Origin of the sequence: Acidiphilium sp. PA (genome assembly GCF_026191915.1) — a bacterium.
GTDB lineage: Bacteria > Pseudomonadota > Alphaproteobacteria > Acetobacterales > Acetobacteraceae > Acidiphilium.
The window spans coordinates 250,420-270,013 of record NZ_JAIMBY010000003.1 but is presented as its reverse complement, the minus strand read 5'-3'; the positions used below and the strand labels follow the sequence as shown (position 1 = coordinate 270,013).

Sequence of the window (19,594 nt, the reverse complement as noted above, 5' to 3'; positions counted from 1 at the left end):
GAAGCTCGGCGATCCCCAGCCGCTTCTCGACCTCGCGCAATGTCAGCAGACCGCCGTCCGAGGACAGCAACTCGCCGTCGAAGCGGGCCACCACCGGCTTGCCGGCGACAGGTGACAGACCGGGGAGGCATGGGGTAATTTCAACCGTGGCGGGCATCGCGTTCCGTGCTGATGAAGATTTGGCGTCGACACCCAATTCTTACATCGAATCAACGGTTTACACTATGTCCGCCAACCCTCATGCATAATGCAGGTTAGTGGGACACTAATCAATATTGGCACTATCGAAGGCGTTACAATTCGAGGCGGTTCTCTAACGAATGATGGAACGATCGCCCGGGTCTCATTACCCTCGGGTGGTACGTTCACAAATGCTGGATATATCACCCCACCTATCGGCCTTAATGGAGCGGTGCTATTCGGGGTCGGCCCATCAATGCTGATTGTCGACCCCGGCGCGCGCTTCTCCGGTGGAGTGTATGCAACCGGGCAGCCGAAACATCAGACAATTGAATTGGCAACCGGCATTGAACCCGGGACTCTATCCGGCATCGGAACTCAATTCACCGGCTTTGGCGACATCATTTTCGACCCAGGCGCATCCTGGACAATCGAAGGCAGCACCGCCGGCCTGGCCGGCAGTCAGACCATTTCCGGCTTCACCCCCAACGACTCCATCGTTCTCGATAACTTCCTTTCCGCGACCGACAGCTTCGTCACCGGTACCGGCCTCGAACTTACCAGCGGCTCAAGCACGATCAGCCTCGACCTGACCGGCACCTTCACGACGGCTTCATTCACCGTCACCGACTCCGCCAGCAACACGACAATCGCTCTCGCGAACACCCCACCCTGCTTCGTCGCGGGAACCCGCATCCTCACCACGCGCGGTGAAATCGCGGTCGAATCATTGCGCCACGGTGATGTCGCCATTCTCCACGATCAGACGACCGCACCAATCACGTGGATTGGCCACCGCTCCATCGATCTTGCGAGGCACAACAAGCCCGAGACCGTCCAGCCGATTCTTATCGAAGCCGGCGCACTCGCCGACGGGATACCCCACCGCAACCTGCTCGTCTCCCCCGACCACGCCATTTTTCTCAACGGGCATCTGATCCCAGCAAAAATCCTGCTCAACGGTCATTCGATCCGCCAACTCGCCCATCGCAGCGTGACCTATTATCACGTTGAACTTGCGCATCACGCCGTCCTGCTCGCGGAAGGCTGTCCGGCTGAATCCTATCTGGAAACCGGCAATCGTGGTGCCTTTGTGAATGGCGAAACCACGCTCATCCTCCACCCCGATTTCGCGCAACGGAAGCGCGAAACACAAGGCTGCGCGCCCTTCGCCGAATTCGGCACCATCGTAGAAGCCGTTCGCGCCGAAATCCTTGCCAGACTGTCGCTGCGGACCACCGAGGACCCCGAACTCCGCATCAAATTCAAAGATGGCGATGCTGTCGTCGAGTCACGCAGCACAATCCCTGGTCACATTGCACCAGACCCGCGCGACCGTCGCCTCCTCGGCGTCAAAATCAGGGAAATCACGATCGACGATGCCACCGTTCCGCTTGATCACCCAGATCTCACCAACGGGTGGCACACCCAGGAGTCGGACGGACGATGGACCAACGGCCGAGCCATTATCCCGGCCTCAATCCTGAAAGGTTCGCGTTCGGTCTCTCTCGCAGTCGCCTCAACGCTGACCTATCCACTGGAACGTGGCGACGAAATGGAGCGTGAGCTGCGACAAGCCTGACGACGCTAACGATCAGGCCAAGGCTGACCCGATCGGGTCTGTGAGTCGCGCGATAGACGGGCTGCAATCTGGAGGATCGCTCAAGGATTGCAGCCGGCTTGGCCGCCCCCCCTCCCTCATGGTCAAATCAGTCTTCCCATCCGCAACCCTGCGTCTTCGCTGAATGGGACCACCACTCGTCCCCTTGCGACCAAGAATGATAGCTGGAACACGGCCTGCATCATGAGCGGAGCGGCTGGGTATCGGCGGTATTCATGAAATATCCACGCGGAGAGGCAAGTATAAGAAGGACTTCTTTTTTGTAAAAAAGAAGCAAAAAACTTTTTGACTCTGGGGCACGGGCGTTTTCATCGGCTCGGGCCCAAATTAACAAAGTTTTTTTTGCTTCTTTTTTGTTCACAAAAAAGAAGACTCCCTCCCCGTCAAACCTTGCCTTGACAGCTCCGCCCCACCCCGATATTTCCTCATTTCGATAATCATGGAAACGTCAAACCAACCCGACCCCCATTGGATGGTCACCGCCCTTGCCGCTCTGGCGCATGAGCACCGTCTCGCCGCCTATCGCCTGCTGGTCGAAGCCGGTCCGCCCGGCGTGGCTGCGGGGGAGATTGCCGCGCGGCTCGGGCTTGTGCCTTCGTCGCTCACTTTTCATATCCAGGCTTTGCTTCGCGCGGGGTTGGTTACCCAGCGCCGTGCGAGCCGCCATGTGATTTATGCAGCCGATTTTGCTGCAATGAACGGCTTCATCGGCTTTCTGATGCAAAACTGCTGCGGCCAGGGCGTGGTGGCATGCGCTCCGTGTGCGCCAGTCCAAACCGATTTCAATCAGGCGCAAACGGCATGAACGTCACCATCTATCACAATCCGGCCTGTGGTACCTCGCGCAACGTGCTCGATTTGATCCGCGCGGCGGGGATCGAACCGACCGTCATCGAATATCTGAAAACGCCGCCCAGCCGCGCGGAACTGACCGGCCTGATAGCCCGCATGGGCATTCCGGTCCGGGCCTTGCTACGTGAAAAGGGCACGCCTTACGCCGAGCTTGGCCTGGATGATGAAAACCTGTCCGATGATGTGTTGTTGGATGCCATGATGGCACATCCCATTCTGATCAACCGGCCCATCGTGGTTACCGCCGAAGCCGTAAGACTCTGCCGCCCCTCCGAAACAGTAAAAACCCTCCTAACCTAAACCAATAGAAGTTCTTTGCTTCTTTCTTACAAGAAAGAAGCCTTCTTTACTTCACGTTCCCCATGATTGCTCTCGCGATCTTTATCGCCACACTGACCCTGGTCATCTGGCAACCCCGTGGCCTCGGCATCGGCTGGAGTGCGATGGCCGGCGCCGTGGTCGATCTGGCGTTCGGCATCATTCACTGGCGCAACATTCCTACGGTCTGGCATATCGTCTGGAATGCGACGTTCACCTTCATTGCCCTGATCATCATTTCGCTTCTGCTCGATGAAGCCGGGCTGTTCCGTTGGGCTGCGCTGCATGTGGCACGCTGGGGCCGCGGGCGGGGGCATATTCTGCTGCCGTTGATCGTGCTGCTGGGCGCCGGTATCGCCGCGATCTTCGCCAACGACGGTGCCGCATTGTTGCTTACCCCGATCGTGATGGCGATTCTGCTGAGTCTTGCGTTTCCGCCGGCCGCCGCCCTCGCCTTTATCATCGCGACCGGCTTTGTTGCCGATACGACCAGCCTGCCGCTGGTGATTTCCAATCTGGTCAACATCGTCAGCGCCAATGTGTTTCACATCGGGTTCGACCGGTACGCCTTGGTGATGATCCCGGTCGACATAATCGCGCTGCTCGCCACGCTCGCGGTGCTCGGCCTGCTCTACCGCCGCACCGTCGATCGAGACTACGCGGTTGCGGCGCTGGACATGCCCAAGACGGCGATCCGCGACGCGTTGGTGTTCCGTGCCGCCTGGCCGATTCTGCTGATACTGCTGGCGGCCTATTTCATTACCGCACCGCTCGGTATTCCGGTCTCCTTCGTTACCATCATCGCCGCCCTGCTGCTGCTTGCCATCGCGGCGCGCCTGTTCACCCCCGGCCGGCCGATCATTGACATTCGTCGCATTCTGCAAGGCGCGCCCTGGCAAGTCGTCATTTTCAGCCTCGGGATGTATCTGGTGGTCTACGGGCTGCGCAACGCCGGTCTGACCGACCACATTGCCGCCGCCCTCCAATTGTTCGCCGCCCACGGCATCTGGACCGCCGCGCTCGGCACCGGCATTCTCGCCGCAGTTCTGTCATCGATCATGAACAATATGCCGAGCGTTCTGGTTGGCGCCCTCGCCATCGAACATCTGCCGAACGTTGCGCCGCCGATCCATGATGCCATGGTCTACGCGAATATCATCGGCTGCGACCTGGGGCCGAAATTCACCCCGATCGGCAGCCTCGCCACGCTGCTCTGGCTCCACGTGCTGGCGCAAAAGGGCACGACGATCAGCTGGGGCCAATACATGAAAATCGGCCTGCTGATCACCCCGCCGGTCCTGATTGCGACCCTTGCAGCCCTTGCCGTGTGGCTGCCGATCGTGGGATCGACCGCCCATGGATGACATGCCCGCTTTGCAGCCTGACCTGCTTGCTCCGCCAGACCTTGTTCGCCTGGAACCCACCACACGCGCGACCCATAAACCGCGCGTTCTGCTGCTTTACGGTTCGCTGCGGACCCGCTCCTATTCGCGTCTGCTGACGGAGGAAGCGGCCCGGCTGCTCGATCTGATGGGGGCGGAAACCCGCATCTTCGACCCGCGCGATCTGCCGATCACCAACACTACCACGGCGGATCATCCGAAGGTCGCGGAATTGCGCGATCTGTCGATCTGGTCGGAGGCGCAGGTCTGGTGCAGCCCGGAATTGCACGGTGCGATTACCGGTGTCATTAAAAACCAGATCGATTGGATTCCGCTCGAACTCGGCGCCGTCCGCCCGACCCAGGGCCGGGTGCTTGCGGTCATGCAGGTTTCCGGTGGCTCTCAGAGTTTCAATGCGGTCAATACTCTGCGCCTGCTCGGGCGGTGGATGCGCATGGTCACCATTCCCAACCAATCGAGCGTCGCCAAGGCCTACGAACAATTCGACGACGCCGGCCGTATGCTCGCCTCGCCCTATTACGACCGGTTGGTCGACGTGATGGAAGAACTGATCCGCTTTACCCTGCTGCTGCGCGACCGCGCCCCCTATCTGGTGGATCGCTACAGCGAACGCAGACAAGCGAGCCACGATACTTCCCGCCTCTGATCCGCCGCCGGCGGTTGAGAGAGGATCAGTTTTGCGCGGCCAGCACTGCCGAAAACCGCGCGGCCTTTGCCGCAACCTGGGTTGGCGTGTCGCCACGCTGATACAACGACCCGCCGATGCCGAACCCGGCCGCACCGGCCGCGCGCCAGGGCGCCATGTTATCCGGTGCGATCCCGCCCACCGGCAGCACCATCGTGCCCGCAGGCAGCACCGCGCGGATCGCCCGCAGCATCGCCGGGCTGCCAGCCTCGGCGGGAAACAGCTTCAGCGCATCCGCCCCCGCCGCCAGCAGCGCAAACGCTTCGGCCGGTGTGAAAAACCCTGGTGCGGCCTGAAGATCCTGTGCCTTTGCCGCCGCCACGATCGCTGGATCGGCGTGCGGCGTGATGATAATCCGCCCACCTGCATCGGCCACCGCGGTGACATCTGCTGGCGTCATCACCGTCCCCGCGCCGATCAGTGTCGTCGCGCCGAACCGCCGTGCGAGGCGGGAGATACTTTCCAACGGATCGGGCGAGTTCAGCGGGACCTCGATCACCCGTACCCCCGCGGCGACCAGCACATCGCCGATCGCCTCGACCTCGTCCGGCGTCACGCCACGCAAAATGGCGATCAAGGGCGATGCAGCGAGGCATGATTTCAGGTCCATGTTGCGCGTGCTCCCAATCGTGCCAGCCCGGTGGCACCGGCCGCCTCATCCACTGCAATCGCCACACCGCCGCGTGAAGCGATCGCCGTTACATACAGCGCCGCCAGCGCGCTCGCACCGACCACGGCCACCGGCGTGGCGACGCTATCGAGCGCCGCGTTCAACTCATGACCGATCATCAACCCGGACAGATAGGCATAAGCCGCCGCCTCGGTCATGCCCTGGCGCAGCACCTGGGTACGCACGCCGAACGCATGGTGCAGCAACCCGCCCGTATCCGCAGCGCGCGCCACGCCGGCGGTGAATGCTGCCGGGTCGATCGGCCCGGCCACGGTGGTGCGCGCCAGGATCGTATGCTGCGCCAGGGCCGCGAACATTTCACCGGTCATATAGGTGCTGAACCGCTCGATCCGCCCGGCCGACACCGCGGCCCATTTCGAATGGGTACCGGGCAGGCAGATCCTGCGCGTCGCCCCGTCGCTTGCGGCGGCACCGAGAATCTGGGTCTCCTCGCCGCGCATGATGTCGGCGATGCCGTTTTCATCGATCGTGGCGAGACCGGGAACGATCCGAACCGCCGCGCCCGCGAAGGCAACCGGGGTCAGTCGCGCCGCGATCTCATCGATCCCGGCCGGGCAGGACAGATAGGCGACTTCGTGCCAGCCTTGCCGGCTGCCGATCATGCCGCATAACAGGATATGGCGTTCGCCGTCCGCCAGCCAGTCTCCCACAATGTCGCGCAGCACCGGCTCGAACTGACGGTCTGTTATCGTCATGATACCCTGCGGCGACGCGCGCCGGTCGAGCACCGAACCCTCCTGGTCCAGCCGCCATGCGCGCAGCGATGTGGTGCCCCAATCGACGCCGATCATTGCGCCGTGCCGGCCGGCTCAGACCGCTCCGGCATCGACGTAGAAATTATGCGCCGTGATCAACCGGCTGTCGTCCGCGGCGAGCCACAGCGCCATCCGGGCGCAATCGGCCGGTGCCAGCTTCTCCTTCAGACATTGGCGCTTAAGCAGATCGGCTTCACCCTCCGGCGTCAGCCATTTCTCGATCTGGCGTTTTGTCATGATCCAGCCTGGTAAGATGCAATTCGCGCGAATGCCGTCGGGTCCGTAGTCGCGTGCGAGGCTGCGGGTGAGCGCCTCGATGCCCGCTTTCGCCGTCACATAGGCCGGCATGCCGCCCTGGCTCAGATGCCAGCTGGTCGACCCGAAATTCACGATCGCGCCGCCACCCGCGGCCTGCATCATCGGAATGATCGCCTGGGCGGCGAAAAACTGGTGCCGCAGATTAACCGCCAGCCGTTCGTCCCAGTATTCCGGCGTCACGTCCATCGTATCGTGGCGTTCGTCATGCGCGGCATTATTCACTAACACGGTGAAATCGCCGACCGCATCGCGACCTTTGGCGATCGCCGCCTTGAGGGCGGCAATGTCGCGCAGATCGCATTGAATGAACATGGGCGCCGGGTGATCGCCCGCGACATCCCGTACCACCGCCTCGCCGCCCGACTGATCGATATCGACGAATACGACTTTGCAGTGCTGCTCGACGAAATGCCGGACCAGAGAAGCGCCGATACCGCCGCCGCCGCCGGTGATGAACACGGCGCGGCCGCGCAGGCTGGGATAAATCGCGTTCTGAATTTCCGTCATGTCACTCTCACTGTGCTGCCGCGCGCATCGCGCGATATTCCCGCCGGACGATGTCGAGCAAGGCCTCGACCGAGGTGTCCCTGGCATTTCCCTCGAAGGTCACGGTACCGCGCTGCATCATCATGATACGATCCGCGATTTCCAAGGTCTGAGCATAATTGTGCATGATCATGATGATCGAAATATCGCCGCGCGCCTGCTGGCGCTGGATCAGGTCGATGATCAAGCCTGCTTCGCGTGCGCCCATCGCCGCTAACGGCTCGTCGAGCAGGAGTATTTTCGCGTTGGAGTACACCGCCCGCGCAATCGCGATTGCCTGGCGCTGTCCGCCCGACAGCATCGCCACCTCGTCATCGACCGATGGCACCTGCACCCCGATATCATCGAGCGCCGCCGCCGCGCGTTTGCGCATCGCCCCATGATCGAGCATGCCGAACCGGTTGCGCAGTTCACGGTTCAAAAACATGTTGTGATAGATCGGCAGCGTATTGACCAGCGCCAGGTCCTGGTAGACGCACTCGATCCCCAGGCTGCGCGCATGATCCACCGACGTCAGCGTGACCGCCTCGCCGTTGATGAACATCTGCCCCGAAGTCGGCTTGTGATATCCGGTGATGATCTTCATCAGCGTCGATTTGCCGGCGCCGTTGTCACCCAGAATGCCGAGCACCTCACCCTTGTTCACGTGGAGCGAGATTCCAGACAATGCTGATATGTTGCCGAAGCTCTTGGTGATATCGGTCGCCCGCAGCGACTCCGTGCTCATGACCTTCCCCCGCGGTTCAGCCGCCCGACGTGAATGTTCGCAATCATCGCGATCAGGATGGCGGCGCCGATAATCATGTCGAATGTGAAAGCATTGATGCCCTGCAAGGTGAACCCATCCTGCAACACCCCCAGCACCGTAGCGCCGATCAACCCGCCGATGATGGTGCCCGATCCGCCCGCAAGCGACGTTCCGCCGATCACGCCCGAAGCCACCGCAAGGAACATGATGTTGGTGCCGCCGGCCAGCGGATCGGTCGAGCCGATCCGGAAGGCTTCGAGAATACCCGTGATGCCGCCGAGCATGCTGGTCAACATGAAATTGCCGATCTTGATTCGCGCAGCATTGATCCCGGCCTCGGTCGCCCCGGTCAGATTGCCGCCCACCGCAATCGTATGCAGGCCCCACCGGCGATGGCGCAGCACCACGTGCATGATGACCACGATCAGAACTGCCCAGAGAAATTCGTTATATCCTGCAGCACCAAAAATATTGGCCATGGTTTGGCCGCCCGGCGTGTTGATCGGATATCCTTTCGAGACCGTCAGGGTAAACCCGTTGATCAGAAACAGCGTGCCGAGTGTCGTGACGAAACTTGGCACTTTCAGCAGCACCGTAATCGCGCCGTTGATCAGACCCACCAAAGCCGAGACGATCATCGCGAACACGAAGCCCACGAACATGCCTAGACCTGCATGATCGGTGAATGCCATGATGAACGGCGCCAGCGCGAAAATCTGCCCGACCGAAAGATCGATTTCGCCGCAGATCAACAGCATGATCTCGCCACACGCAATGATCGCCGACGGCGCAATGAACTGCGACAAGGTCTGCAGGTTCGGCCCGGTCAGGAAATTGGCGTTGACGACCGAGAAGTAGATAACCAGCACCAGCGCGACCACGATGATGCTGGCCTCACGCAAAGCCAGCAGCTTGGTGCCGCGTTGCCGGAACGTTAGTGTAGTCGCACTCATGACAACTCCTGACCGATGCGGGGTTAGGCGGTGTGGGAAGAAGGCCAGAGGGCTCTGCCCTCTGGCCCCCCGTGAAAGGCGGAGCCTTTAAAGTCCATTCGTTTCAGGCAAGGGAAGGGCGACCCGGGCCAGATCAGCGGAACCGGCGAGGGAGAGAGCCCCTCGCCTTCCTTCCTCAGCCGGCAATCGCGCCGCTTCGCGGCACGATTGCGGGTTTCGACGAATTACCCTCGTAGCGTGTTTTGGTATCGAGATACGGCTTGACCGAGCTCTTATCGATGAACTTAAGCCCGGTATTCACATCGGCCGGCCCGACCAGCCCGCCCGACGCCTTATACATGAACATTTCCATCACGGTATAAAAACCCTGAAGGTAGGGCTGCTGATCGATCGTGAAATCGAGATGGCCCTCGTTGATCAGATCGAGCGTTTTGGGCAGCAGATCGAACCCGCCGCCATGCACGCCCTTCTTGGCCAGACCGAACTGCTGCATCACTTCACCCACGCCCTGGGTACTGCCCGCATCGACCGCGAACATGCCTTTGACGGATTGATGCCCCAGGTAATACGCCTTGATCTTGGTCAATTCCTCGTTGACCGTCGGCCCGGTGGTGATTTCCTGGTAGGTGATGCCCTTGCCGAGCTTCTTGATCGCGGCGGCCGCACCGTCGATGCGCGGCTGGATGTTCAACTGCCCCGGCGTTGCTATGAACAGCGCGACATCGCCCGATCCGACCAGCTTGACGATTTTTTCGCCCATCTGATAGCCGGATTTGAACAGATCCTGGCCGATATAGGCGAGGCGCTTGTTGCCGGATGTCGCCGGCGCATCGGCATTGTAGGCAAACACCGGAATGCCTGCTGCCAGGGCCTTGTTGGTCGGCGCGTTGAATGCCGTCGGGTCGACGATCGGCACTGCAATCGCATCCGCCTTGCTGGCAATCGCGACATTCATCGCATTCACCATGTGCGATACGTTCGAGGTCTGCGAGCCGGTCCACTGATATTCGCAGCCGAGCAGCGCACAGGCATCATGAATGCCATATTGCGTCGGCACGAAAAACGGATTGGTCGTGACGTGGTTGACAAAGACGAATTTCCAGCGCGGGTGCGCCGGGAACGGTGCCGCCGTTGCCGCCTGGGCACCGCGCGTACCGGCTGCGATCAGCGCGGCCGCACCGGCGATCGAAACGCCGTTCATCACGGCGCGGCGTGGCAAGTGGCGCGCGGCGCGTGCGGCGGCCTGTTCGTCGATTTGATCGGTCATGGTTCCCCCTTTGTGAAGTCGGTCTTGGCCTGGGCGGTTATGTAGCTTGGACGTCTTTTAACGATTTCGTCCATACCGCGTCGTCAGCGCCATGGCAATTCCTGGACAGCAGTTTCACAGGACAGAACTTGGGGAGTCGAGAATTGCCTTATCGGGCCCCGGGGCGCGCCAGGACAGACAGTAAATCGGTCTTGACCGCTGGCGTCGTTGCAACATCCCACCCCGCCTCGGGCTCTACGCCATGCTGTCAAGCGGCCGCAGCGACACCACACAATGTGACTGAACTGCGAATGTCGGGCGCAGGGAAAGACAGCACTTCTTTTTTGGAAAAAAAGAAGCAAAAAACTTTTTTGAATCTGGGGCTTGGGCGGTTTCGCCCGCGCGATTCACGCGGTCGGCGCGCCTGCCTGCTGCATCGCCGCAAATCCACCCTCGATTACGCAGGTGATAGTGCGATACCCCAGCGCCATCAGCGTCTGAGCCGCCAGCGTCGCACGCATCCCGACCGCACAAAACACCACCAGATGCCGCGCCGCCACCAGCGCCTCATCACGATCCGGATTCTGCGGATCGGCACGCTGCCCGATCGATCCGCGCGGCACATGCAACGCCCCCAGGATCGTCCCGGTCTGCGCCAACTCGCCGGCCTCACGCACATCGATGAACAAAACCCCCGGTTGCCCGATCAACGGCACCGCCTCCGCCGGTGAAACCATGCGTGGCGCTGCCAATGGATGCGGGCCGGAGTCAGTCATGATCAATCAGTCCATGCTGGTGGTTCAGGTGAGTTAAAAGAAAAGGTCTTCTTTTTTGTGAACAAAAAAGAAGCAAAAAAAACTTCGTTAATTTGGGCTCGTGCCGCTTCACACGCCCGTGCCCCAGGGTCAGAAAGTTTTTTGCTTCTTTTTTACAAAAAAGAAGTCTACCTTCTCGTCAATTTCAGTTGTTCAAAGCGATGATCTCGCGCAACTGCGGGTAAATGTCGTTTGCCCAGCGCGAGCCGCTGAACACGCCGTAATGACCCACGCCCAACTGCAAATGATTACGCTTGCGCGCCGTCTTCAGGCCTGAACACAGATCGAGCGCCGCGACCGACTGGCCGGGTGGGCAGATATCATCGCGCTCACCTTCGACCGTGAACAAAAACGTCTTGCGGATTGCTTCCGGCTTTACCGTCTGGCCGCGCCAGATCAGGCTGCCGGTCGGCAGGTCATGCCGCTGGAACACCCGCTCGACGGTTTCCAGATAGAACTCGGCGGTCAGATCCATGACCGACTGATACTCGTCATAAAACTTCCGATGCGCCGTCTCGCTCACGCCATCCTCGGTCACGATCGAGCGGAACTGACGCAGATGCGCCCCGATGTGCCGGTCCAGATTCATCGACACGAACGAGGCCAATTGCATGAAGCCCGGATAGACCGCACGCCCCGCCCCCGCATAACGCGCCGGCACGGTGGCGATCAGATTTTTGCGGAACCATGCAATATCACGCGTCTTGGCCAGCGCATTCACCTTCGATGGATTGCGCCGGGTATCGATCGGGCCGCCCATCAGTGTCATGGTGCGCGGCGTCGCCGCATCATCAGCCTCGGCCATTAGCGCCGTCGCCGCCAAAACCGCCACGGCCGGCTGGCACACGGCCACCACATGCCCGCCCGGCCCGATCTCACGCATGAAACGCATGATGTGGTCGACGTAATCATCAAACCCGAATCGGCCGGCACTCAGGGGGATGTCACGCGCGTTGTTCCAGTCCGTGATATAGACATCGTGATCCTGCAGCAGCACCTCGACCGTGTTGCGCAGCAAAGTCGCGAAATGTCCCGATAACGGCGCCGCAATCAGCACCCGCGGCTGCGTCTGATCGCTGTCCTTGCGAAAATGCAGCAAATTGCCGAACGGCGTTGCGTGCGCAACCTCTTCGATAATCGGAACATCCCGATTGCCCATCCGGACCGATTTGATGCCAAAATCCGGCCGCTTGTGCGTGATGCCGCTATTGCCGAAAATCTCGAGTGCCGCACGCATCTCACGCGCCATCATGCCAAATGCGCGGGGCGGGCTGAGCAGATCGACCACCGGCGCCAGGCTCCGCGCGGCAAACCGAAACGGCCCCATCATGTCTTCCTGGGACTGGTAGACGTCGTACAACATGGACATCGGGTACCTCTCGATCGAAAATACTAGGCAGGAAACCTGAATTTCCCGTTAACGTAAAGTGGGTCCCGCACCGGTCATATCCACCGCCGCCGCGACATTTGTGCTTTGCATCGCCGCCGGTTTTCCGCTTTTATCATACTGAGCCGGTCGTTTCGTCAAACAATGAGATATCTCGCGTTTATTTTTGAGCATGACGGAAACCCTACGAAAAGGAAAGCGCGGCATGGCACCCCAGCATGGCACCACCCCAAACCGCCAGAAATCCCCGGCACGGCTGGCCATTTCCAGCCGCAACTACTCGTCCTGGTGCCTGCGCGGCTTTCTGCTCGCGCGCCTCTCCGGCATCGATTTCGTCGTCGAGCCCGCCGCCGCCAATGATCCGCAAGCCCGTGCCGAATTGCTGATGCGGACCTCATCCATCCTGCTGCCCTGCCTGATCGATGGCGACGTCACCGTATGGGACACCCTCGCCATCGCGGAATATCTTAACGAAACCTACCCCAAAGCCGCCATGCTGCCCGATGATCCCATATCGCGTGCCCGCTGCCGCTCCATCAGCGGTGAAATGCACTCCGGCTTTGCCGCCTTGCGCGCGTCGCTGCCCATGAACATCCGCGCGAACCGCCCAAGCTTCACCGTGTGGTCCGGTGCCCAGGCCGATATCGACCGCATCACCACGATTTGGCGCGATTGTTTCACCGCATCCCCCGGCCCCTACCTGTTCGGACCGCGCCCCTGCATCGCCGATGCCATGTTCGCCCCGGTCGCCAGCCGTTTCCAAACCTATGACGTTCCGCTCGACCCCGTTTGCACAAGCTATGTCAGAACCATCTTCGCCTGGCCCGATATGGTCGAATGGATCGCGGAAGCGGAAACCGAAGCCGATACGATTACGGAACTCGATCTCGAGTTCTAGCAGCAGCCGACCAATTTGGCCCGGCGGCACGACGGTATAGCGCCGTGCTTGATCGGCCGAGAGAAGAACGCATCGGCTCTCCTGCCTTAATCTTCCGCTTGGACGCGCGATTTCTGTTGACTCCGCCGAATACGACATTTTACCCCCGCGGCGGGGAGAAACCATATGAGCCGGGTTCGTGTTCTTGTCGGTACGCGTAAGGGTGCCTTCATTCTGACCGCAGATGGTATGCGGCGGGACTGGGCGGTTTCAGGACCGCATTTTCCGGGATGGGAGGTTTACCATTTGAAGGGGTCGCCGGCGGACCCGGAGCGGATTTATGCGTCGCAATCTTCAGCGTGGTTCGGGCAGATGGTGCAGCGCTCGGACGATGGCGGGGTGAGTTGGCGCGCGGTGGGCAAGGACTTTGTATATGACGGGCTGGCCGGGACGCATCAATGGTATGACGGCACGGCGCATCCCTGGGAATTCAACCGTGTTTGGCATTTCGAGCCTTCGCTGACGGACCCGGACACGGTGTTTGCCGGGGTGGAAGATGCGGCACTGTTCAAGTCGCGCGATGGCGGGGCGTCCTGGCAGGAGTTGTCCGGATTGCGGCGGCACACGACGGGGGCGACCTGGCAGCCTGGGGCGGGGGGGATGTGCCTGCATTCGATCTTGCTGGACCCTGGCAACCCGGAGCGGTTGTACACGGCGATTTCGGCGGCGGGGGCGTTTCGGAGTGATGATGGCGGGGCTTCCTGGCAGCCGATCAACCAGGGTTTGCGATCGGCCTATATTCCCGATCCGATCGCCGAGGTGGGACATTGCGTGCATCATATTGCGTTGCATCCCTCGAACCCGGACCGGTTGTTCATGCAGAAGCATTGGGATGTGATGCGCTCGGACGATGCGGGCGCGCATTGGTACGAGATCAGCGGTGATCTGCCGACGGATTTCGGGTTTGTGATCGATGTGCACGCGCATGAGCCGGAGACGGTTTATGTGGTGCCGATCAAGAGTGACCAGGAGCATTTTCCGATCGATGGAAAATTGAGTGTGTATCGGAGCCGGAGCGGCGGCGGCGATTGGGAGAGGCTGAGCCAGGGGCTGCCGGAGCGGGATTGCTATGTCAACGTGCTGCGCGATGCGATGGCGGTGGATACGCTGGATGCCTGCGGGATCTATTTCGGCACGACGGGCGGGCAGGTTTATGTTTCACCCGATGCGGGGGAGACCTGGCACGCAATTGTGCGGAATTTGCCCGCGGTGCTTTCGGTTGAGGTGCAGACGCTACCGTGAGCGCGGTCCGGGTGGAACTGCCTTCGGGCCTTTCGACGGTTGCAAGACTCCCGCGCGATGTATTGGTGCGGGTGGAAGGGGTGGTGACGCTGGCGGCGGTGCTCGATGCGCTGGAAGCGGCCCATCCGGTTTTGCGAGGGATGATCCGCGATGCGGTGACAGGGCAGCGGCGGAAGTTCATTCGGTTTTTCGCCTGCCAGCGGGATTTTTCGCATCATGCGGTGGATGAGGCGCTGCCGGACGTAGTGGCGCGCGGAGAGGAGGTGCTGTTGATTGTGGGGGCGATCGCCGGGGGGTGATGGGGCGGCATCGGGCAGCGAGGGCCTGCTTTTTTGGAAAAAAGAAGCAAAAAACTTTTTTAAGCTGGGGGTCGGGGTCGTTTTGCGGGGGGGCGGAGCGGTGACCGATTTTTGTGTTGAACAGGCCTGTTTCGGTGGTCTGTCCCGTTAGGTTTCGGGACCGAGCCGCGCGCGCAACGCCCGATTGGCGAGATCGCCTATGTGGCGAGTTTTAAAGCCCGCAGTGGCGGCTGAGCCAGCAGATGACGAGGGGCGGAGCGTGTTTCGGTCCGGCGCAGCGGTAGGCCGGAGCGGCCGGACAATCAAAGGCAGGAAGCGGTACTTTTGATACGCAGGTTTTGCTGATGGATGCGGTCGTACATGCGTCCGACATCCAGGACCGCAATGGTGGCGTGCTGCTGTTGGCAACCCTGGTCGGAGTGTATCCCGTCCTTCTGAAACTCTACACTGACGCAGGCCGGCAGGACCTCAAATCCCGAAGTAACCTTGCCGGGTCTGCCGCAAGGTAACGTCGAAATCGTAAGCCGGTGCGACACAGGACAATTCCCCGCGTTGCCCAAGCGCTGGATCGTCGCACATCCAATCGCTGGGTTAAAGCGCTGCAGCCACCTGCGCAATGACTAACGTTGCCTCACCCCAAATACCATCGCGTTCCTTCGCTGGGCATCAGTTCGGCTGATGCCAGAAGGCTTTGACGGACCAACGTACGTTTTCGATGGACTCTTGGTGGCGGTCGAGGGGCACAGCCCCCCGGGTTACTTCAGTACCCAAGCGCGCACCCATCCTTCCGAGGGTCCGACCCGCCCGCGAGTACACCGCTGGCCGGCTCGATCAGGATAGCCTGGCCGCCGCCGTGTGGTCGGGCGGTGGGTGCGACGGTATGACCGCGCCGGATCAGGCCATCGATGGTCGCCTGCGGAAATGTCGGTTCGAGTTCGACGACGCCGGCGTAGGGAAATGCACGCGGCAGGTCGAGCGATTGCTGGACATCGAGGTTATAGTGCCGCAGGTTGGTGAGGAACCATGACTGCCCCATTGGCTGATAGTGGCCGCCCATAACGCCGAACGGCATGATCGCCTGACCATTGCGTGTCGCCATGCCGGGGATGATCGTGTGCATCGGCCGCTTGCGGGGCGCGATGCAGTTGGGGTGCCCCCGTTCGAGCCGGAAGCCGAGGCCGCGATTGTGCAGGATCACACCGGTGTTCCCGGCCAGAATGCCCGAGCCGAAATTCTCGAAGGTGGAGTTGATGAACGAGCAGGCATTCCCCTCCTCATCGACGACGCAGAGATAGACGGTGTCGCGGTGGGCCGGCAGCAAAGCCTCGCCGGCGCGCGGCATGTCCTTGATGCTCTGATCGTCTCTGATGAGATTGCGCAGCGACGTGAGGTACGCATCGCTCAGAAGATGCTCGACCGGAACCGGCGCGTTCTCGGGGTCGGCCAGCAAAGCATCGCGGTCGCGATAGACCAGCCGCGCCGCCTCGATATGCCGATGGACGCGGATCGGGCCGAGCGGCCCATCCGGCGCCGGGCCGAAGCCTTCGAGAATCCCGAGCAGCATCAACGCCAGTATGCCCGAACCATTCGGAGGACATTCCCAGATTGTGAGACCGTCGAAATCGCGTTGGATCGGCGTGACGAATTTCGCCGCCGTGCGGCCCTCGGCAAAATCCGCCTCCGTATGCAGGCCGCCACGGCTACGCAGCTCCGCCACCATGCCGGCGGCAATCGGTCCCTCATAGAATGCCCGCGCGCCATGCGCGGCGATCGCGCGCAGCGTTGCCGCCAGTTCCGGCTGCTGAATGATGGCACCGACGCCAGGTGCCGCGCCGTTGGGCAACAGAGCATGAGCTCCCGTCTTGCGTAGCTTGTCGGCTGTGTGTGCCCAATCCGCGGCAACGCGCGGTGACACCGCGAATCCGGCCTCGGCGTAATGGATTGCCGGCGCCAAAGCCGCCGCCAGACCGCGCTTGCCATGCGCCTGCAGCAGCGTCTCCCACGCACCGACCGCGCCTGGCACGGTCACACCATGTGGCGATGTCGAATCGAGGCTGGTGATGCCATGCGCCTCGTAATGATCGATCGTGGCGGCCGCTGGTGCACGGCCGGAACCGTTGAGCGCGATCACCTCGGCGCTGCCCGCCTTTTTGTAGAGGCAGAAGCAATCGCCGCCGATGCCGGTGGATTGCGGTTCCACGACGCCGAGCAAGGCGGCGGCGGTGACGGCGGCATCGAGCGCATTGCCGCCGGCGCGCAGGGCATCGAGCGCGGCAAGGGTCGCAACCGGCATCGAGGTCGCGGCCATGGCCCGCCCGGCATAGACGGCGCTGCGGCCGGGTTGATGAAAATCGCGCATCGGACCTCCTGATTGGCTTTCGTATCAAATTGCACTGCTGCTGGCACAATGACAATGCAGACCCGGCCGCCGAGAGCAATTCGCCGTATAACGCATGCCACGGTTGACAAGGACGCGCCGCTGGCCAATGCCGGGCCATGGACAATGCCACCATCACCTACGCCGATTTCGAACAGGTCGACATCAGGGTCGGCATTATCATCGATGCCAAGCCGTTTCCCGAGGCACGGAAACCCGCCATCAAGCTGTGGATCGATTTCGGTGGCGACATCGGCATCAAGCGATCCTCGGCGCAGATCACCGTCCATTACAAGCCGGACCGGTTACTCGGGCGTCAGGTGTGTGCCGTGGTGAACTTTCCGCCCCGCCAGATCGGTCCGTTCGTATCGGAAGTCCTGACCCTCGGTATGCCGGACGCCGAAGGGGCGGTCGTGCTGGTCCGTCCTGACTTCGAAGTGCCGGTGGGAGGCCGATTGTTCTGATGGCGCAGCATTATTACGTCGTTTCGTGGGACCAGTTGCACCGCGATTCCAAGGCGCTGGCCTGGCGGCTGAATGCCATGAGCCCTTTCAACGGCATCGTCGCCATCACCCGCGGCGGGTTGATCCCGGCGGCAATCGTGGCGCGCGAACTGGAGTGCCGGCTGATCGAAACCGTGTCGATCGTGACCTATGACGAGGAAGAGCGCGGCGAACCGCGCATCACCAAGCCACCGACCGCTGCCGGAGACGGCACAGGATTTCTGATCATCGACGATCTGGTCGATACCGGCACGACGGCCCGGCAGGTCCGCGCCCTGCTGCCGCGCGCTCACTTTGCAACGGTCTACGCCAAGCCGGCCGGTAAAGCCCTGGTGGATACCTTCATCACCGAGGTTTCGCAGGACACGTGGATCCTGTTTCCGTGGGACACCGAGCCGCAATTCATCGCACCGATCGCCCGCAAAATCTGACCGGCGCTACGGCACGTTGCGGCCGATCGGCGCGGTTTTCGACAGCGAGATCAGATAGACTTCGAGGTCGATCATCGCCGGGCTCTCATAAGCGGGCGCCTTGCCGCCGATGCCGGCGCGAATGCAATGCGCCAACTGGCGTTGCAGCGTGAACACCGCATGTTTCTTCGCGTTGTAGCGTGGAAAATCGGCCGCGGCACCGATCAGGCTGGGGATTTGTTTGCCATTCGGCATGGTGCCGATGGTTTTGCCGCCGTTGGTGTGGCAAGCGCCGCAGGTCATCGGCTTGGCGTGAAATGCCATGTCGGGCACCCAGGTCAGGGTGCTGCCGAACCGCGCGTGATCGAATAATTGTCCACCGCGCGCGACTGCTGCGGCCATCGGGCCTTCGGCGGCGGTCATCGCGGTCGTTGAAGCGGCATGGGCCATGGTGAGAGCAAGCGATGCCGCTGCCAGCAGGGTCAGGCGCCATGTGTGATCGGGCATTGGATTTCTGTTCGTGGTTGGAAACCGGATCAGCATAGCAGAAGCCGCAGGATACGCGACCTATTTTTCCCTTGAATTCGACCTATTTTAGATATATCTAATACGGATCGATATAGAGGAGACCCATTGATGAGACTGTTCAGACGAATCGAAACAATGTGGGGCGACCATCACGCGGGGAGACACTATGCCGAGGCGAGGATGCAGCGCCGCTTCGCGTTCGGTGGCCGGCATGGACCTGACGGCGCGCATCATGATCATGGCGGGTCGGGGCATGGCGGATCGGGCCACGGCGGTCCGGGGCACGGCAGGCTCCGGGGTGGCCGGTTGCGACGCTTGCTGGAGCACGGCGATCTGCGCCTGCTGGTACTGCACCTGATCGCCGAAAAGCCTCGCCATGGCTATGAAATCATCAAAGCGATCGAGGATCTGGCGGGGGGTACCTATGCGCCGAGCCCCGGCGTGGTCTACCCGACGCTGGCGATGCTGGAGGATCTGGGCCACGTGACCGGCACCGCCGAAGGCAGCCGCAAGAGTTTCACCATCACGGCCGAGGGCACCGAAGCGTTAACCGCCAACCGCAAGGCGGTCGATACGATCCTCGCGCGGGTCGGCCATGAGCAGACGCACGAACCAGCACTGCCGGTGATCCGCGCGATGGAAAACCTGAAGACAGCCCTCCGCCTGAAACGCGGCAGCGGTGCGATGTCCCCGGCGGTAGTCCGCGAGATCGCCGCGCTGATCGATCAGGCGGCGCGCAACATCGAGGAGTTGTAAGCGGCGGGCCGGAGCGGAACGCCG

23 protein-coding genes and 1 pseudogene are annotated in these 19,594 nt (G+C 61.5%); 12 read left to right on the top strand and 12 right to left on the bottom strand.

Annotation, left to right across the window (positions count from 1 at the left end; translation table 11 throughout):
* A pseudogene (locus AruPA_RS07465) lies at nucleotides 1–157 on the bottom strand (IS1380 family transposase); the annotation flags it as partial.
* Nucleotides 158–247: 90 nt separating this feature from the next.
* Here AruPA_RS07465 and AruPA_RS07460 point away from each other — a divergent pair.
* A complete protein-coding gene (locus AruPA_RS07460) occupies nucleotides 248–1,762 on the top strand; it encodes a Hint domain-containing protein (protein WP_265636032.1) in 1,515 nt (504 codons plus the stop codon).
* Nucleotides 1,763–1,982: 220 nt separating this feature from the next.
* On the opposite strand, the gene AruPA_RS07455 is transcribed toward AruPA_RS07460, so the two are convergent.
* Nucleotides 1,983–2,162 carry a hypothetical protein gene (locus AruPA_RS07455; RefSeq protein ID WP_265636031.1) on the bottom strand — a complete coding sequence of 60 codons (180 nt, stop codon included), beginning with the start codon at nucleotides 2,160–2,162 and terminating at the stop codon, nucleotides 1,983–1,985.
* A gap of 78 nt (nucleotides 2,163–2,240) precedes the next feature.
* Here AruPA_RS07455 and AruPA_RS07450 point away from each other — a divergent pair, with 78 nt between their 5' ends.
* The 4 genes from AruPA_RS07450 to arsH all read left to right on the top strand — a co-directional run bounded on the left by AruPA_RS07450 (nucleotide 2,241) and on the right by arsH (nucleotide 5,020).
* The gene (locus AruPA_RS07450) at nucleotides 2,241–2,606 is read left to right on the top strand and encodes a helix-turn-helix transcriptional regulator (RefSeq protein WP_265636030.1); all 366 of its coding nucleotides are present in this window, start codon (nucleotides 2,241–2,243) and stop codon (nucleotides 2,604–2,606) included.
* A complete protein-coding gene (gene arsC, locus AruPA_RS07445) occupies nucleotides 2,603–2,953 on the top strand; it encodes an arsenate reductase (glutaredoxin) (RefSeq protein ID WP_265636029.1) in 351 nt (116 codons plus the stop codon). Before AruPA_RS07450 ends, arsC begins: the two co-directional genes overlap by 4 nt.
* Before the next feature lie 62 nt (nucleotides 2,954–3,015).
* Nucleotides 3,016–4,335 carry an arsenic transporter gene (locus AruPA_RS07440; RefSeq protein WP_265636028.1) on the top strand — a complete coding sequence of 440 codons (1,320 nt, stop codon included), beginning with the start codon at nucleotides 3,016–3,018 and terminating at the stop codon, nucleotides 4,333–4,335.
* On the top strand, nucleotides 4,328–5,020 hold the full coding sequence (arsH, locus tag AruPA_RS07435; protein WP_265636027.1) for an arsenical resistance protein ArsH: 693 nt from the start codon (nucleotides 4,328–4,330) through the stop codon (nucleotides 5,018–5,020). The genes AruPA_RS07440 and arsH overlap by 8 nt, the downstream gene beginning before the upstream one ends.
* A 25-nt stretch (nucleotides 5,021–5,045) precedes the next feature.
* Here the strand turns inward: arsH and AruPA_RS07430 are convergent, their stop codons facing one another.
* The 8 genes from AruPA_RS07430 to AruPA_RS07395 form a co-directional block, all read right to left on the bottom strand.
* Nucleotides 5,046–5,669 (bottom strand): 2-dehydro-3-deoxy-6-phosphogalactonate aldolase, encoded by a 624-nt coding sequence (locus tag AruPA_RS07430; RefSeq protein WP_265636026.1) that lies wholly within the window; start codon nucleotides 5,667–5,669, stop codon nucleotides 5,046–5,048.
* A complete protein-coding gene (locus tag AruPA_RS07425) occupies nucleotides 5,660–6,541 on the bottom strand; it encodes a 2-dehydro-3-deoxygalactonokinase (protein WP_265636025.1) in 882 nt (293 codons plus the stop codon). The genes AruPA_RS07430 and AruPA_RS07425 overlap by 10 nt, the downstream gene beginning before the upstream one ends.
* Before the next feature lie 18 nt (nucleotides 6,542–6,559).
* The gene (locus AruPA_RS07420; protein WP_322784388.1) at nucleotides 6,560–7,330 is read right to left on the bottom strand and encodes an SDR family oxidoreductase; all 771 of its coding nucleotides are present in this window, start codon (nucleotides 7,328–7,330) and stop codon (nucleotides 6,560–6,562) included.
* Between the two features lie 7 nt (nucleotides 7,331–7,337).
* A complete protein-coding gene (locus AruPA_RS07415; protein WP_265636024.1) occupies nucleotides 7,338–8,096 on the bottom strand; it encodes an ATP-binding cassette domain-containing protein in 759 nt (252 codons plus the stop codon).
* Nucleotides 8,093–9,070, bottom strand: coding sequence for an ABC transporter permease (locus AruPA_RS07410; RefSeq protein WP_265636023.1), 978 nt, complete (start codon nucleotides 9,068–9,070; stop codon nucleotides 8,093–8,095). Before AruPA_RS07410 ends, AruPA_RS07415 begins: the two co-directional genes overlap by 4 nt.
* Before the next feature lie 175 nt (nucleotides 9,071–9,245).
* Nucleotides 9,246–10,337 carry a sugar ABC transporter substrate-binding protein gene (locus tag AruPA_RS07405; RefSeq protein ID WP_265636022.1) on the bottom strand — a complete coding sequence of 364 codons (1,092 nt, stop codon included), beginning with the start codon at nucleotides 10,335–10,337 and terminating at the stop codon, nucleotides 9,246–9,248.
* A 386-nt stretch (nucleotides 10,338–10,723) separates the two neighbouring features.
* A complete protein-coding gene (locus AruPA_RS07400; RefSeq protein WP_265636021.1) occupies nucleotides 10,724–11,092 on the bottom strand; it encodes a rhodanese-like domain-containing protein in 369 nt (122 codons plus the stop codon).
* A gap of 184 nt (nucleotides 11,093–11,276) precedes the next feature.
* Complete coding sequence (locus tag AruPA_RS07395; protein WP_265636041.1) at nucleotides 11,277–12,494, bottom strand: polyhydroxyalkanoate depolymerase; 1,218 nt, start codon at nucleotides 12,492–12,494, stop codon at nucleotides 11,277–11,279.
* 229 nt (nucleotides 12,495–12,723) lie between these two features.
* Here AruPA_RS07395 and AruPA_RS07390 point away from each other — a divergent pair, with 229 nt between their 5' ends.
* From AruPA_RS07390 to AruPA_RS07375, 4 genes are all read left to right on the top strand, one after another.
* Nucleotides 12,724–13,416 carry a glutathione S-transferase gene (locus AruPA_RS07390; RefSeq protein WP_265636020.1) on the top strand — a complete coding sequence of 231 codons (693 nt, stop codon included), beginning with the start codon at nucleotides 12,724–12,726 and terminating at the stop codon, nucleotides 13,414–13,416.
* 165 nt (nucleotides 13,417–13,581) lie between these two features.
* On the top strand, nucleotides 13,582–14,697 hold the full coding sequence (locus AruPA_RS07385) for a sialidase family protein (protein WP_265636019.1): 1,116 nt from the start codon (nucleotides 13,582–13,584) through the stop codon (nucleotides 14,695–14,697).
* Nucleotides 14,694–14,996: a MoaD/ThiS family protein gene (locus AruPA_RS07380; RefSeq protein WP_265636018.1), complete on the top strand. Its 303-nt coding sequence runs from the start codon at nucleotides 14,694–14,696 to the stop codon at nucleotides 14,994–14,996. The genes AruPA_RS07385 and AruPA_RS07380 overlap by 4 nt, the downstream gene beginning before the upstream one ends.
* A 344-nt stretch (nucleotides 14,997–15,340) precedes the next feature.
* A complete protein-coding gene (locus AruPA_RS07375) occupies nucleotides 15,341–15,505 on the top strand; it encodes a hypothetical protein (protein ID WP_265636017.1) in 165 nt (54 codons plus the stop codon).
* 251 nt (nucleotides 15,506–15,756) lie between these two features.
* On the opposite strand, the gene AruPA_RS07370 is transcribed toward AruPA_RS07375, so the two are convergent.
* Nucleotides 15,757–17,355 carry a gamma-glutamyltransferase family protein gene (locus AruPA_RS07370; RefSeq protein WP_265636016.1) on the bottom strand — a complete coding sequence of 533 codons (1,599 nt, stop codon included), beginning with the start codon at nucleotides 17,353–17,355 and terminating at the stop codon, nucleotides 15,757–15,759.
* A gap of 137 nt (nucleotides 17,356–17,492) precedes the next feature.
* On the opposite strand from AruPA_RS07370, the gene AruPA_RS07365 reads away from it, so the two are divergent.
* Together AruPA_RS07365 and gpt are read left to right on the top strand one after the other, a co-directional pair.
* Nucleotides 17,493–17,837, top strand: a complete 345-nt coding sequence (locus tag AruPA_RS07365) for a tRNA-binding protein (protein WP_265636015.1) — start codon at nucleotides 17,493–17,495, stop codon at nucleotides 17,835–17,837.
* On the top strand, nucleotides 17,837–18,307 hold the full coding sequence (gene gpt / locus AruPA_RS07360; RefSeq protein ID WP_265636014.1) for a xanthine phosphoribosyltransferase: 471 nt from the start codon (nucleotides 17,837–17,839) through the stop codon (nucleotides 18,305–18,307). Before AruPA_RS07365 ends, gpt begins: the two co-directional genes overlap by 1 nt.
* A 6-nt stretch (nucleotides 18,308–18,313) precedes the next feature.
* Here the strand turns inward: gpt and AruPA_RS07355 are convergent, their stop codons facing one another.
* Nucleotides 18,314–18,793, bottom strand: coding sequence for a hypothetical protein (locus tag AruPA_RS07355; RefSeq protein WP_076454342.1), 480 nt, complete (start codon nucleotides 18,791–18,793; stop codon nucleotides 18,314–18,316).
* Nucleotides 18,794–18,922: 129 nt separating this feature from the next.
* On the opposite strand from AruPA_RS07355, the gene AruPA_RS07350 reads away from it, so the two are divergent.
* On the top strand, nucleotides 18,923–19,570 hold the full coding sequence (locus AruPA_RS07350; protein WP_265636013.1) for a PadR family transcriptional regulator: 648 nt from the start codon (nucleotides 18,923–18,925) through the stop codon (nucleotides 19,568–19,570).
* Nucleotides 19,571–19,594 lie beyond the last annotated feature (24 nt).